Genomic DNA, 15,336 nt, shown 5'->3' with positions numbered 1-15,336 from the left:
AATGATTCTAAAACGATAACGCTCGACTGTTGCTCCGATGGTTATGGTCACCGTTTTTATCAGCGTAGTCTTTAGATAAGAGAGATTTTAGCCTAAAATGCCTTATTTTGCTAGTGATAACCGCATTTGCCGCTCTCATAAAGAATATTATTAATATATGGCCTACTTATTAAAAATAAAGACATCTAAACTTGCTGTCCCATTTTTGATGAGCCAAAAACGCTGTAGAAATCTGATGAATATAAAATATTTAAGTAGCTGTCAGTAACAGACTATTAATAACGAACTACTAATAACGAACTATTAATAATCGATAATTGACCTTCATAACTAATAGATATTTTATGGTACCAATTTCACTGTCTGATTGGTCTGCGGTGTAAGTTTGAACTCTTTTAAATCATAGCCCTGTTGTTGAGCAATCTGGCGATATTTGGCATAGGTTTCTTGACTCACATTTGGCGAACGCGCCAGCAACCATAAATAGTCTTTATCGGGCGTACCAACCAATGCCGTTTTGTAGTCTGCATCACGTGCCAGTACCCAATAATCCGCGCGACCGACAGGCAACCAACGAATCCAAGAAGGTAAGAAAGTAACTTTTAATTTGCTGCCCGTCGCATCAGCTGGCTTGGCTAAGCCTTCAGCTACGATATCTGAACCGTCTTGCGCTTTACACTGGTTAATTACTTTGATGCCTGAGCCATCTGTTTTTTCAACATAATTCGCGGTCACATCACTGGCGCAATTGCGCTGAAAATACATCGGTAAACGACCTATCTCATACCAAGTACCTGCGTACTTTTTAAGATCAACGCTATCGACTGTGGTTGGTACACTTGCAGACTTATGAATGATAGCACTTGGCTTAATGGATAATGTCTCTGTGCTGGTTTTATCCGTCGTTGCATTAGCGGTCACATTAGCTTTAGGCGCAGTAGTGACGGGGGGCGTTGCCGCATACGCTGAGAACGCCGCCAATGGGATAATAATCGCTAAGGCAATACCTGTGTGCTTGATAAGTCCATTCATAAATATGCGCTCCGGTATCTCTGTTGCAGCTGCATCGGCAGTGTCAGCATAAAGATGGTTTTTTGTTTTAGAATCACTGGCTTTGGTTTTATTCTTTTTAGTCAGGCTATCTTTCGTAGCTATAGCATCCGACTGTCCTTCTACCATATCATCTTCAACAGAGTGCAGCTTTGATGATTGTGTATCTACCTTTAAATTTTCATTAATGTTGATATCAGTCGTTTTTGTCACTTTTTGATAGCTATGGGCTTTTTTATATCCATGATTAATCCGTGGACTTTGTGAGTCTTGCGAGCTTCCATCACTCTTATTATTTTTATTGTGTCTAGCAAAATTACTCGTGCTTGTCTTGCTTTTCATATCGCTAGTTTCAATACTACTCATGCTACTAGCTTTATGATTGCTATTCTTAATCATTGCAGACTCTGTTGCCTCAGGAAGGCTTTTTTTAACGCTTTTGTAGCCAAAATAGCTATCATATGCTGACGTATCTGTCACCAAATGGTTGGAGTGTTCGTCGTTAGCACTGTCATAGTGGTCATAATGATAACTAGCGTCATTACTGGCGTTACCAGCCTCTGACGGCTTATCTGTCTTTAGATGACCTTTATTAATCTGGCCTTTCTTAAGATAGTTCTTTGTAAGATGGGGCTGACTTGGCTGGCTAGTCTGCTGCGATTGAGAACCAGCTGCCTGAGAATCAGACCATGCTGATTTAGGTAACTTATTGGTTTTCATAGGAGTACCATTTATTAATAAGGATAGTTAAAAATTCTTTATTAGAAAATTATTCTCAATAATTACTTTAAATATAAAAGCGCAAAGACTGAACACGGTTATAACCGTATATGCTATAAACTTTTATACGCTATAAATTCTAAGAGGCACTGCCTAAATGTTATAAGTACATGACAATAAGAAGCTGTTTTTAGCAGCCTATTTTAAGAAGCTGTTTTTAGCAGCCTATTTTGGAAAATAGCTGCCAAATAGAAATATAACAAACTAATTCAGCGCCTTTGATAATTTGACAGTTCATATTAATGGCAAAGACGCCATGAGAACAGTGTCGCAATGTAGGGAAACGCAACGGTTTGTAAGTAATTCTACATTTATCTGATAGAACGAACACATAGTTACTGATTGTTAAAACAGTATTGAAATCAGTGTTTTGCAATCCTCTAGGCTACTCATTTAAGCTGCCTTACACCCTGCTCTAACCCTTTACCTAAAAGGCATTTTTAGTTAATCATCCGCAATAAAAATGGTCAAAACAATAGTATAAAAGCCATTCGATGTATTACTCGAAAAACTGCCTAATTCCAGCAACAGCAACACCGCCATACTGCTCCGCATGTATACTCATTACTGGTGATAAACCGCCCAAACCTATCACTGGCATATCTGCTAATTTTGCTAATTCTGACCATGCCTGCCAGCCAAGCGGCTGAGTCTCAGGATGAGTTTGGGTTGCTAAAACAGGTGACAGGAAAATACCGATGATGGGGGGTAATTGCTCCTCTAAACGCACATGCGCCAACTTATTAGCGGCATTAATACTCTCAGCATCATGACAACTTACAATCACTGGATAGCTTAATAAATGGTCTGAAAATATGCAGCAGTACGATGCATTATTACTCTGATGAACATCGTTATCGGCATAACTTGAGCACTGCATAAGCTGCGTCTGGGTTAAATGCTTTGCTACAATCTGGCGGTTTATTTTTATGGCTTGCTTATGCGCTGCGTTGCTTTCAAATTCAGTAGGCACAATCGCATGGATATCGGGTCGCAAGCTTAATAACTGCTCTATATTCTTATCTGAGTCCATGGCTTTTGGTCGGACATAAACCCATGCGTCATGCCCTAAGTGCACAGCATGATACTGTAACCATGCAGCTGCTGGATCAGCCGCGTCACCGAAGTGTGCTAATGGATAGGTAATTGCTATCTGTTGTGGTAAGCGCAACCATTCAAGAATGGTTTTATTGGCGGCAGGCAGATGGTAATCTCCTGCCAGTAACTTCGATTTATCTACCCAAGTTAGTGCCTGACCCTCTAAACCTTTATGACGGTGTTTATACTGTTCATACTGCTGCACGCTCAGCGCTACCTTATAGACATGCAAGCAAACCTGCTTATCACCATAGTCATGATGCAGGCGACCAAGCTTTACAGCACTATTATTAGCGATATCAATACCCGTCTCTTCGTCAACTTCGCGTCTCAGCGCTTGCTTAGCCGTTTCGTCACCATCTATCTTGCCGCCTACAAACTCATAACGGTTACCTTGATGTTGTGAAGCGTCTCTAAACCCTAGCAAATACTGGTTGTCATGATAAATGACCGCCACTGCAACATTGACGACAGTTATTTCATTTGCTTTTCTTATCCCATTTTTATGCGATGAATGTTCTATCGAGGTTGTTATTTGACTTACCATATTAGTGCCCTTTATCAAAATATTTATGGATGCATTTATCGCTATTTTATTATCTTGGTTGATAGCTTTTAGAGTATTTATAGCCTTTGTAAATAAGGCTTTATATAAGTTTACATAATAACTGTCATTTATTTTATCAAATAGCTTGCAAAATCTCCCAATGTAAATGATAATTATTATCGTTATTAACTTACTTCATATCACTATATTTGGTTCAATTATTTTATCAAAAGGAATTTATCATGAGCATGGTCATCTCTCGTTATTTAAACTGCCGCGAAAACCGCTTACCTACGCTACAATCGCAGCATCTATTTGCACTGACTAAAGAAGTGCGTATCGAGCATGAAGGCGAAGAATACCGCTTACGCTTAACGCGCAACAACCGCTTAATTTTGACCAAATAGATAGCCTGCTCACCGCATAAAAAAAACGCCTTTACTAAAAGGCGTTTTTTATTGGATTGAATTAACCGCTAACTATCGACTTACAAACGGACAGCTAGACGATTAGAACTTTAGAACTTTAGAACTTTAGAACTGCCAACTATAAACCACATCGACCGCATTCTCCGCCGCCGAGGTTGCTTCTACATAAATCCGACGCGTCAGCTGATAACGGATAGATAGGCTATTTTGGGCATTAAACACACCGACACCATAGCGGATATATAAATCAGGGGTGACATAACCGGTGACATTGACGTTGGTGTCCTCACTACTTCCTGAAGCGTCAACGGTCAGGCTTTGGAAGCCGAACGCTTGACCTATCTGATTGGTGAGATTGCGTGTACCACTAAGCCCAAAGCTTAAGCCTGCCGCCGCAAGGTTATTGGTCACCTGCGATTTAAAGCCTTGCTCACTGATTTGGGTGGCGCTCTTATTATTAATACGACCGGTTATCAAGGCATTCATCGCTTGCTGCTGGGTAAGGCCAGCATTATTAAAGACGATAATATTTGGATTTTCTGTATTGCCTTTAACGCGCACGCCGACTGTTTTACCGCTAATGGTTTTAACCGCCTCGATACTAAGATTGGGTTTCATCACATCACCATTAAAACGCACTTGACCATAATTGAGCTCTAGACTCTGACCAAAGGCATTGATATTGGTACGCCGAGAAACCTGCACCACACCTTTGGCGCGCATAATACCCGTGCCATTTTGGGTGACATTAATCGCCCCTGCTAAAGGAATTACGGCACCAAAGCCACGGAAGTTAATATCATCGCCCAAGTCGATACCGATATCGGCATTGATTGACCAAGGTTTTGAGATAGCTAAAACCTCATCAATATTACCAATCAAACGACGATCAAGCACGACCGCATCTTCGGTTTGGGTAATGATGTCTTCACTGGCTTCTGGTGGACGAATGGTTGCTGATGGCACACTGACCGCCCCAGTGATATTGACATAACGGTCACCCGGACGCACGATAATATCGATATCAGGATTAATCTCAGCTAACAATAATGGCGGCTGAGTTAATACCAAACGCTCACCAATAATACTTAGCTTGGCTTGTAGCTTTTGTTGCCAATTCACCGTACCGGTCAGTTTACCTGTACCGGTACCACTATTAAAGGTGCCCTTGATAGTTGCCTGCGTTCCACGAATTTTGCCATCGACATTGACCTTTCTTAAATTGATAGGCAAATCAAGCATCGCAATACGGCCGTCAGCCAATTTTACATCACCATAAAACTGCGGCTTATCGAGCGTACCACCCAAGCCACCTGCCATGGTGATATTGCCTTCGAGCACCCGCATACCGGGGAAGAAAGGCTTAAATATCGCCAAATTAAGCTCATTGAGCACCAGTGCACCCGAGATAGGTTTTGGCGTTTTATAAGGGTCAACGATAACCTCAGCATAGCCGCGCGCACCGCGACCGGTATTGATGTCCGTGCGCAGCTTGATACCTTCAGGGACCGACAAAGCAATAACGGACACACGCTTATAAGGCAAGGTAACTGGCTGACTGTCGCCATCTTGAATCAAGCCGATTTTGCCGTTATCAGAATACAGTGTGGTATTAATCGTCGGCGGACGACCACGTTGCCAACCGACGATGGCTTTACCATTAATTTTCGCTTGCCAATCAATATCTTTGGGTAAAAAGACTGAGAATAGCGAAGTATCCAAATTTTGTACGGCTAAATTGACTTGACCCGCGGCGGGTGAAGCAATTAGATTCTCACGTAAACACAGCTTGCCGGTTTGGTCGCTCGCCTGCCAACAGTGGGCAGCAAGCTGTACTTTTAAGTCTGTTGAGTTATTACCTTGTTTTTTGGGTAGATTCACAATCAATTGCGCAGGTTGTAGTTGATTTAATGTCGCATATTTCGATTTGACTCGACCTTTACCAATCACCCCTGACCAACTGAGCTTATCGCGATTAAAGCCACCTTTGAGCCTTGCTGAGATATCAAGCTCATCATTCGCCACCTCAAGATTGACCACATGCGCCTGCTCAGTGCCATTAAAAGTCGCATTGACCTTTTTGAAGCTCTGACCTGCCGCATCCAGACCTTCTGCGCTAATAATAAGCTGACTTGGACTATTGGCCAAATTGACGAGCTTACCGCGGATACGCCCTTGACGCAAAATGAAGCCCGGTAGCGCTAGACGCTCACCAACCAAGTCAATATAAATCGTGGGCAGCGCTTGTCCTGCCGGCTGCGATAAGGTCGCGCCGCCCGTCACTTTGCCGGCAAGCTTATCTGAGAGCTGGTCGAGACTGGTGATATTAATTTTAGCTTGTAGCTGCTTAGCATTACCATTAGCAGTAAGGTAGTTATCGCCCCAACGTAGCACTAAATTATTGGCATTTAAGCTATCGATTAGCGCATTAACCTGTTTATATTGCCCCTGTGCATCTTGTGCTTGTAAGCGTTTGAAATAACTGCCTAAGTCTTTTGGTAGACGCATTTTTGCCGCTAGACTACCTTTAGCACTGAGCGGCTGGCCTTTTAACATACCACTTAGGTTAACTTGTTTAATATTAATGATTTGCTGATTGTCGCTCCAGCGCCCATCAGTATCGATGCTGCCAGTGATGGTGCTTGGAATGTCTTTAAAGAAATAGCCCAAGTTAAAGCGATTCATCACCGCCTTGATATCCCAAGCAATCCCTTTACGCACATCAACCGTACCATTGGCATCGATGCTGCCTGCCGCGCCGACATGGCGGAAACGCTTGATACGAATCAGCTGGGCGTCACCACTGGCATCGATGGTAAGTTTACCAGCTGGTAATTGCTCAGCATCCAATACACCATCAAAATTTACCGCAAAGTTTTTAATCTTACCCTTTGCATTAGGATTGTTTTTTGGCGGCGTTTGCCACACGCCGCTGGTTTTTAAACCACCAGTGATAATGGCGGCGTTATTCGGTAAGAAATAGCCAAGATTAAATTTATCAAAGCGGCCATCGACCGTCCAACCGATATTTTGACGTAAATCAATAACACCGTTTGCCTTTACTGCGCCGGCTTCACCGTTATAGTTAAGTTTACGGATACGAATCAGCTTTGGCGTCCCAGCGGCATCAATCGATAAGCTGCCTTTTGGAACATCAGCGGTATTAATGTGACCATCAAAACGAGCATCAAAAACAGATAGCTCACCGCCGATAATATCGACGCTGGCATCACCGCTGCCCGTGATACCGATAGCGCGGCTATCTTGGCTGGCATCAAGGTTTACTTGCAGATCGGTATTGTTAAAACTGATGATATGACGCTGACCTTTGACGCGGTTTTTACTGATATTGAGCATGCGCCCGCGTGCATTGATACGTCCCATTAGGCGCTCAAGTGGTAGATCACTACGATATTTTTTGGGTAGTAAACCTGTGGTACGCGCATCTATCTGCCACGTTAGCGGGCGTTTTTTGCTCGCCAGTTGAATTTGTCCTGTGCCAGATAAATCGCCTACTATGCCTTTATAATTAAGGCGGTTGATATCGATGACGTCACCTGCTTTACGCACACGCACATCGTAGTTGCCTTTAGGTGCGACATTTAGCTCATTAATCACCGCCTTGCCATCGACCGATAAGTTCGAGCCGCGCATGATGACATTTGCTTGTCCGCTTGGACTGTCGATATTACCGATATTAGGTACATTACGACGCACGAGGTTCTGCCATTTAGCATCAATATACCAAGGTGTTACTTGTTTAGATTTAGAAGTTCTGCCACGAGCTAAGGGTTTACCCTGAATAATATTGGCATTAATGTGTTCGCCATCACGCTGACGCAAATCTGCATCCATCTCTAGATTGCCAGTTTTATTTTTATGCTGATAGTGTACGGACAAGCGACCATTGAGCTTTTGCGGTGCATACGCTTTAAAATCCGCGTACTCTTTAGGAATCACGCGACGAATATCAAAATTACTGCCAGTTGCGCGCACTCTTGCATCAAAGCTACCCTTCCAGTCTAAAATACCTTGTAGCACCAAGTTGCCGGCTGGCACCTGCGCATCCAAGCGATCAACGCGCAGTTGGCTATTGGCAATGATAGCGCGACCTTGATAATGCCCAGAGGGGATATCTTTGGCAGTCAATTCGGTATTGATACGCAGACGTATCTCTGAGATAACACCCGATGCCGTCGCCATGCCACTTTTTAGGTGGATATTTTGGCTGTCGGCATACGGGATAAGAACATCGTCCCATTCAAGCTTCGCCTGAAATGGTGAATCCTTATCCAGACCCTGCACCACAAAATCGCCGCTGACATCGCTGTCGTTATAGCGGCTACGCACCTTACCGACGGTGCGTTTAAGCGTACCGGTTGCAGTGATATCTAATGGATCAATATAAGCCTTGCCTAGTGCGCTTACTTCAGCTATGGCGCTCAAATCTAAAGGATAATCACCTTGTAAATCCGCATATCCTTTTAGAGCACTGACCTTAACGATATCAGCGTATTGTAATTTACCGCGACCAACCGTTACTATACTACCAACCCACGTCAAATCATGCGCCTCAATATCATGCACAATGATAGGGTCTTTGGTAACTTGTTTATAAATGATGGTTTTTACTTTTGCTTGATCAAAACGCAAATTGACCGGCAAACTAAGGGTTCGATAATCGAACGGCTCACCCGTTGGCGGTTTGTTATTGATAATCTCAATAGTTTGGATGTCGGCATCGCGCAGGTGCACTTCTTTGGCAAATAATGCGCGCCAGCCAATTTTGACATAAGCCTTATCCACCAATATCTCAAGGTCTTCGTTTGCCTTGATATCGATATCAGTGACCCAAATACCATCGCGCAGATTGCCACGACCATATTTGAATTTAATACCCGTCTCGGCGCTAATTTTTTCTAAAACGAACTTGGTGCCTGATTCGGTGCCGACCGCATACAAAAAAACGGCGAACATAATCGCCAATACGATAACAATGAGCACCATCAATTTGAGCAAAAAAGACAGAGGATACCAACGTCTTACGGCGCGGGCGTCGCGTTGTGCTGGATCTTCATCCGAGGGCTTGTTTGGCAGGGTATTTTTAGTCGACATGACACTCAGCTACGTTAAAGAATGATTACCAGCATGCGCTAGGATAAAAAATAGTACTGTGCTTAATACTATAGGACTGTACTTAATACTACAGTTAGGACTGTTTTGCTGCTTACTGCTTATAAAGGTGAACCGATAAATAGATGTAATCTAACCGGAATGCTGTCTTCTGTCACACCCGCAGCCACATCGACACGCACCACGCCGACCGGCGACGCCCAGCGGATACCCACGCCCACGCCAACTTTGGTATCTGTCTCAAAGTCTTTATCATAAGCATTACCGACATCGGTGAAAAATGCCCCGCGGAAACCCGGTTTAAACTCATAGTTATATTCGGCACTACCAACGGCAAGGATTTGTCCGCCGGTCAGATAGCCTTTATCAATCGGTGATAGGCTCTCGTAATCGTAACCGCGGATACTTTGATCGCCGCCAGCAAAGAAGCGTAGTTTATAAGGCACTTCATAAAAATCATCGGCCCAAATATAACCGGTATTTAAACTACCCAGCACTTGGTGTTTATTATCAGCACCAAAACTATAAATACCGCTGACACCCGCGCGTAGTATCGCCAAATCGGTATCACTCAGGGCGCTTTCTGAACCTGCCTCAAGCGAATAATACTGGCGGAACCCACGCGTAGGATTGGCAGGATTATCAACGTCTGTCTTACTCATACCGTAACCAAATAACAAGGCTTGCTGGGTAGGTTTAGAGGAAGTAAAGCGTACCGGAAGATTGTCTAACTCATCCTCATCAATGCCCGTCTCTAACTCATCTAAACGGTAGCGCACAGAGTAACTACGATCCCAGCCGTTTTCACGGCGGATATTACGTGCCAATGCGGCTTTTAAGGTTCTGGTAGATAAGTCAAAATTACCTTCGCCTTGGTCGATGACCTCTTCTTCATAAGTCAAACGCGCATCTAACTTATCATTCAAAGGATGCTTCCATGGTCGGCTGGCGTAAAGGGCGACGTTCTTGGTGATACGTGATACTTCGGTTTCTGCGCCTGCTTGATAGCCTTTACGATTGAGTAAATTATAATCTATCTTGGCGGTTGCACGTACACCCGTGTCGGTGCCATAACCCAGACCGACTTGAGCATCACGCGGTTTGTTCGCAGATACAAAAACATAAAGCGGTACTTTTTTATTTTCTAATACGTCTTGCGGCGTTTTACGTCCAGCAAGCGTTGGCGGTACAAAGTTTTCATCTGCAAGAATGCTTTTCTCATCAGGGAAAATTTTCTGCGCAATATTACTAATAGAGTCACTGATTTTACCTAAAATACTATTGGCTTCTTGGTCTTTTTCGTCCAATACCCGATCATTGGGCAAACGGCTTAGACGTTCGGCTTTTTGTTTAATGGCTTGCAGTTTAGCCAGTGTTTCTTCATCAGCCTCAAACTCAATCGCAGCAATATCAGCTGGATTGACACTATCGCCACTAGTGGCGTAGCGCTCGCCATCAGCTTGAGTCATGCCATCGCCGTTTTGCCGCGTATTATTGATGTCGGCGTCATCATCGGTATTATCAGTACTATTGCTATTAGGTGAATTATCAAAGGCTAAAGTACTGCTTTCACTGCGTTCATCTGGTGGTAAAATCGACTCGACGTTAACGGTATTAAAGTAACGGGTCGCTGATAAATCATTACTAAATTTGGTCACTGCCGGACGATAAAACGGATCGCCTTCTTTAAAGCCTACTAGCTGATGTAATAATGACAATTCTACCGGCAGTTTTTCAGGGTCACGCGTCAGCGTACGTGATTCTTGATCATAAGTAAAAAACACCACTTCATCAAATTCATAACGCTCACCAGTATTGTAGACCAGCGATACATCGGCAGTATTGTCCGGCAAGATGATATCAACCGATTTATTTAGCCAATATTGATCAAAGTAACCATAGGTATCACTAAGTGACTCAAGTGCCGCTTTACTGTCTTTATAAACTCGGTGATTAAAGATATCGCCTTCTTGTGGCGGCAAGTCTTTTTCAAGCGCAGCAAATTCTTCTTGCTCGCTACCTTCGCCGCGAATATCAACAATACGGCTATCAACACGTACTGGTTCGCCCAACTTCTCAATGATGACATCGATAGTATCTGTATTTGGTTGGCGTAAACGTAGGGTCACATCATAGTAACCAACGGCTTTTGCGGCATCTAATGCGCTTTGGCGTAGACGCGGTAGTGCGGCGGTAAAATCGACTACAGACTGCACTGTAGTCTCATCAATCGCAGCTTTGATATTCTTAAAGGGTTGAATATCATCATCGGCTTTGGTTAATGTTGGCTTAAGGTTTCTGGCGTTGTTTGACGCATTGTTTGGCGCATTATTTTTTGTACCATTATTTTTACTATTATCGCTTAAATTATCCGCCGCCGCTTGTTGCAGATAAACCGTTGTTTCGACGTGCGGTAGCGTTATCACACCGCCATTAAATAAACGATTATAAAGACGCTTAACGATATTGCCTTTCTTATTGCGTGCCATAGTTTTAGGTTTTGCTGCTTGTTCGATACTTTCTTTTACCGCGTTAATATCGTTTTCGTAATTCGGTAAATAATCATCAGGATTGATACTACCTGACTGAGCATTATCTGACTGGGCATTTTCTACATAATCGCTATCCGTTTCTACACTTGCACTGGCGTTGTTGGTACTGATGCTACTATTGCCATCACTGCTAACCGAATCACTGACGTTAATAGGACGCGACATTACATCGTCAGTCTCTGCCTGTTTAGCAGCCGTCTCATTTCTACCTAAGGTATCAAGATTGCTTGGCGCTGGTAGATTGGTGGCATCCAATCCCACGTCCAGCCCAATCGGCGGCGTGCTATCGTCTAACCTTGCTACAGGTGCATCAAACGCTTCATTAAATGCTTGAAAGTCGCTGTCATTACGACGCATGCCATTGATATTATTAACGCTATTACTCTGATTAATGCTGTCAATATCTTGGGCGTTTTGCCTGTCCATTGCCGCCAGCTCGCGATCAATCTCGTCAGGCGTCATCATCTGATAGCCTTGTTGCTGCACGCTATTGACTTGCTGTTCTAAGTTTTCATTGCTATCAAATGCTTGGTTGTTGCCTAGACTATCTATGCCATTACCGATAGTATTAGCAAAGTCATTAACACTATCGATATCATTATTTGATAACTGGGATTTATCGGTGTTATTTGCTTGCGTGGTGGCGTTTTTGTTGGGATTTTTAATACCTAAGTTCTGCTCGCTATAATCATCCAATACCGATTGATCGATAATACCTTCTTCAACAGCTTTTTTTAGACGTAAGGCATCCAAAGCGATATCAAGCTGCCTATCTTCATAGGCATCTTTAGAAAGTGCTCGTTTAGACGAGGACTGAGCCGAAGAATTAAAAGGCGGTTTTGGCGTTGTTGGCTGCGATTGTAATTGCTGCTGTGCAGTGGTTGTATCACCTTCGCTATTTCCGATGACTTGGCTGCTGCTGGGGCTATTGACCATATTATTATTTAAATCGGTAGCGGCAAAAGCGACAGGCGCCATACCGACACTCACCCCAAAACCAACCAAACTGGTGGTCAACGCCCTAAAAATCGCCGTACGCGTAAAATAAACGCGCGGACTATCGATACGATGGTTGCGATTAACGTAATTAAGATTAGAAATTTTAGCTGTGCCCTTTGACATGTCTGCTGATGTATCACGCAACATAACCGATGAGTTGTGCGCTAGAGTTGAAGGCTGATGTTTCATATTTATTTCCTATCACCTCACGCGGCACAATTTTACGAGTCTTACCGGTGAATAAAAGTAGAGCAGTTAACTGAAATTATTGGTTTGGGCGGCTAAAATTTACAAATCATAACTTAGTTAATTATCAAATCATAGCATCGAGCGCATGTATTTTTACCAAAGCCTTGCTATTATACGGCTTAACATTGATAAAACCTATGCTATATTTCGATAAGTTTTTGATAATATTAACAATTGTTTATATATCAATGACTGCGTTTTACCTTGCTCTCATCATACTAGTTGCGACCCATCTGTAGGAATTTTCATGGCCAATCAGTTTCAATTATTTAAGCGCCGCCGTTTTAGCGCCATGTTTTTTACCCAGTTTTTGGGCGCGTTCAATGACAATATCTTTAAGCAAGCGCTGATACTGGTGCTGACTTATACCGCTGCCAGACAGTTGGGTATGGAAGTCAGTATTTTAAACAACTTAGCGGCGATGTTGTTTATTTTGCCGTACTTTTTATTTTCGGCATTGGCAGGTCAAATCGCCGATAAATTTGAAAAATCAAAACTGACGCGATTGATTAAGTTGCTTGAAATATCCATCATGGTTATTGCCGCCGTCGGCTTTGTATTTGAATGGTATGCACTATTATTTGTGGCGCTGTTTTTAATGGGTGCCCAATCGACATTTTTTGGTCCGATTAAGTATGCGTATTTACCGCAAGCGATGAAAGAAGATGAGCTGGTCGGTGCCAATGGTTTGTTTCAAATGGGTACTTCGCTTGCCATCCTGCTCGGTATGATTATCGCTGGGGTATTGACCCAGATAACGCAGCCGCTATTTTGGATTAGTATCACCGTACTAATCGTCGCGGCAATAGGCTATTTTGCATCTCGTTTTATTCCAACCATGCCAGCGATGCAGCCTGACCTGAAGATTAATTGGAACATCTTTACTACTAGCATGGCGACAGTGCGCTATTTATACTCGCTGCCTTTTTTATTCTTTGTCATCCTTGGTAATAGCTGGTTTTGGTTTTACGGCGCGACGTTTTTGACCCAAACGCCAGAGTTCAGTAAAGTCATTTTACATGGCGATGAATCGGTGGTTATTTTCTTGTTGACGCTGTTTTCAGTCGGGGTATCGATTGGTTCTCTGCTTTGTAAATCATTGACCAAAAACCAAGTCAGCCTGCGCTTATTGCCGTTTGGTATCGCTGGTCTTAGTATTTTTGCGATTGATTTATATTTTTCTTTGTCAGGACTCAATATCAACGTTAATACAGAATCGTTACTCGGTATTGGCGATTTATGGGGTATGAACGGTAGTTGGCGTGTGTTTGCCGACTTATTCTTTTTAGGTTTTAGCGGCGGTTTATATATCGTGCCTTTATATGCTTCTATGCAAGCTTATGCGCCAAAAAGCCATCGTGCGCGCATCGTCGGTGCCAATAATATATTTAATGCCATCTTTATGGTCAGCTCGGCGATTTTTTCGATTGTGGTGTTAAATACGTTAGGTATGACCCTACCGCAACTGTTCTTAGTAACGGGCATATTGAATCTGGTTTTTGGGGTATTTCTATACCTGAAACTTAATAAACATATCAAACAAGCGGTCATTCAAACCCATGATGATGAACGTAATCGACACGATTAGGTATTCAAGTCATCTAAACAAGTCATCTAAATTAGCAACACTGCAAGATGCTATTATAAGTGAATCATCAAGCTGATAATTTTGCTGCTGACCGTCTATATTGTTTGTTATAGTAAGACTCATCAGCAAACTGCTAATAGACAGTGCTTAATACTCGTGCAAACTTGCTATTTTAAGCGAATTTCAACTGGCTTAAAAGCCGTTAATCATAGAGCATATTTACAATATACATAGCCATCAGGAGTGAACCATGGCGCAGCGTCCCTTATCAAAAATTGACCATTTATTACTGGGGGTAGACAAGGCATTGCGAGCGGTCGTACCGCATTCAAATCCTAGCACTCGCCCGCTGCCCGTGAGTAGCGACGAGATTCCTGAGCTGAGTATCACCGAGGCGCGTCATGTCGCAGGCCTGATGCGTATCAACCATACCGGCGAAGTATGCGCGCAAGGGCTGTATCACGGGCAAGCGTTTGCGGCAAAAGATTATAATGTTAAACAAGCCATGCAACAGTCCGCTGCAGAAGAGGTCGATCATTTGGTATGGTGCGAGGTACGTTTGGATGAGCTTGGCAGTCACCCTAGTATTTTCACGCCATTATGGTATGGCATGTCATTTGGGCTTGGGGCGGTAGCAGGTGCTATCTCTAACGAGTTCAGCTTGGGCTTTGTCGCAGAAACTGAAGCGCAAGTCAGTGAGCATTTGCAAGATCATATTGGACAATTACCACCACAAGATAAACGCTCAAGAGAAATACTGGCGCAAATGGATATTGAAGAATTACATCATCGCGAATTGGCACTGGCCAACGGCGGCGCGGCATTGTCACCGCCGGTACGTTATACCATGCGCTGGATGGCCAATCGCATGAAAGCCACTGCTTATCATTTATAAGCGTTTATCGTCTATAA

Annotated in this window: 7 protein-coding genes; 3 read left to right on the top strand and 4 right to left on the bottom strand. The window is 43.2% G+C overall.

The features are described 5' to 3' along the window. Positions 1-342 precede the first annotated feature (342 nt). The gene (locus AC2FA3_RS09065) at positions 343-1,770 is read right to left on the bottom strand and encodes a lipocalin family protein (protein ID WP_490509290.1); all 1,428 of its coding nucleotides are present in this window, start codon (positions 1,768-1,770) and stop codon (positions 343-345) included. Positions 1,771-2,329: 559 nt separating this feature from the next. Next, entirely contained in the window at positions 2,330-3,475 is a 1,146-nt protein-coding gene (locus AC2FA3_RS09060; RefSeq protein WP_490509289.1) for an NUDIX domain-containing protein, read from the bottom strand. A 242-nt stretch (positions 3,476-3,717) separates the two neighbouring features. Here AC2FA3_RS09060 and hemP point away from each other — a divergent pair, with 242 nt between their 5' ends. Further along, positions 3,718-3,882 (top strand): hemin uptake protein HemP, encoded by a 165-nt coding sequence (gene hemP / locus AC2FA3_RS09055; protein WP_010200173.1) that lies wholly within the window; start codon positions 3,718-3,720, stop codon positions 3,880-3,882. 126 nt (positions 3,883-4,008) lie between these two features. Here hemP and AC2FA3_RS09050 read toward each other — a convergent pair whose 3' ends face one another. Both AC2FA3_RS09050 and AC2FA3_RS09045 read right to left on the bottom strand, forming a co-directional pair. Beyond that, positions 4,009-9,018 (bottom strand): translocation/assembly module TamB domain-containing protein, encoded by a 5,010-nt coding sequence (locus AC2FA3_RS09050; protein WP_490509288.1) that lies wholly within the window; start codon positions 9,016-9,018, stop codon positions 4,009-4,011. A gap of 119 nt (positions 9,019-9,137) precedes the next feature. Continuing rightward, complete coding sequence (locus tag AC2FA3_RS09045; protein ID WP_490509287.1) at positions 9,138-12,776, bottom strand: autotransporter assembly complex protein TamA; 3,639 nt, start codon at positions 12,774-12,776, stop codon at positions 9,138-9,140. Positions 12,777-13,083: 307 nt separating this feature from the next. Here AC2FA3_RS09045 and AC2FA3_RS09040 point away from each other — a divergent pair, with 307 nt between their 5' ends. Next, positions 13,084-14,424 carry an MFS transporter gene (locus tag AC2FA3_RS09040; protein WP_490509286.1) on the top strand — a complete coding sequence of 447 codons (1,341 nt, stop codon included), beginning with the start codon at positions 13,084-13,086 and terminating at the stop codon, positions 14,422-14,424. A gap of 250 nt (positions 14,425-14,674) precedes the next feature. Continuing rightward, positions 14,675-15,319: a 2-polyprenyl-3-methyl-6-methoxy-1,4-benzoquinone monooxygenase gene (gene coq7, locus AC2FA3_RS09035; RefSeq protein WP_490509285.1), complete on the top strand. Its 645-nt coding sequence runs from the start codon at positions 14,675-14,677 to the stop codon at positions 15,317-15,319. Positions 15,320-15,336: the final 17 nt, after the last annotated feature.

This window comes from Janibacter sp. CoH_79_TC_3 (assembly GCF_058197955.1).
Note: the sequence above shows the minus strand (reverse complement) of the source record. Positions and strands in the feature narration are given on the sequence as shown.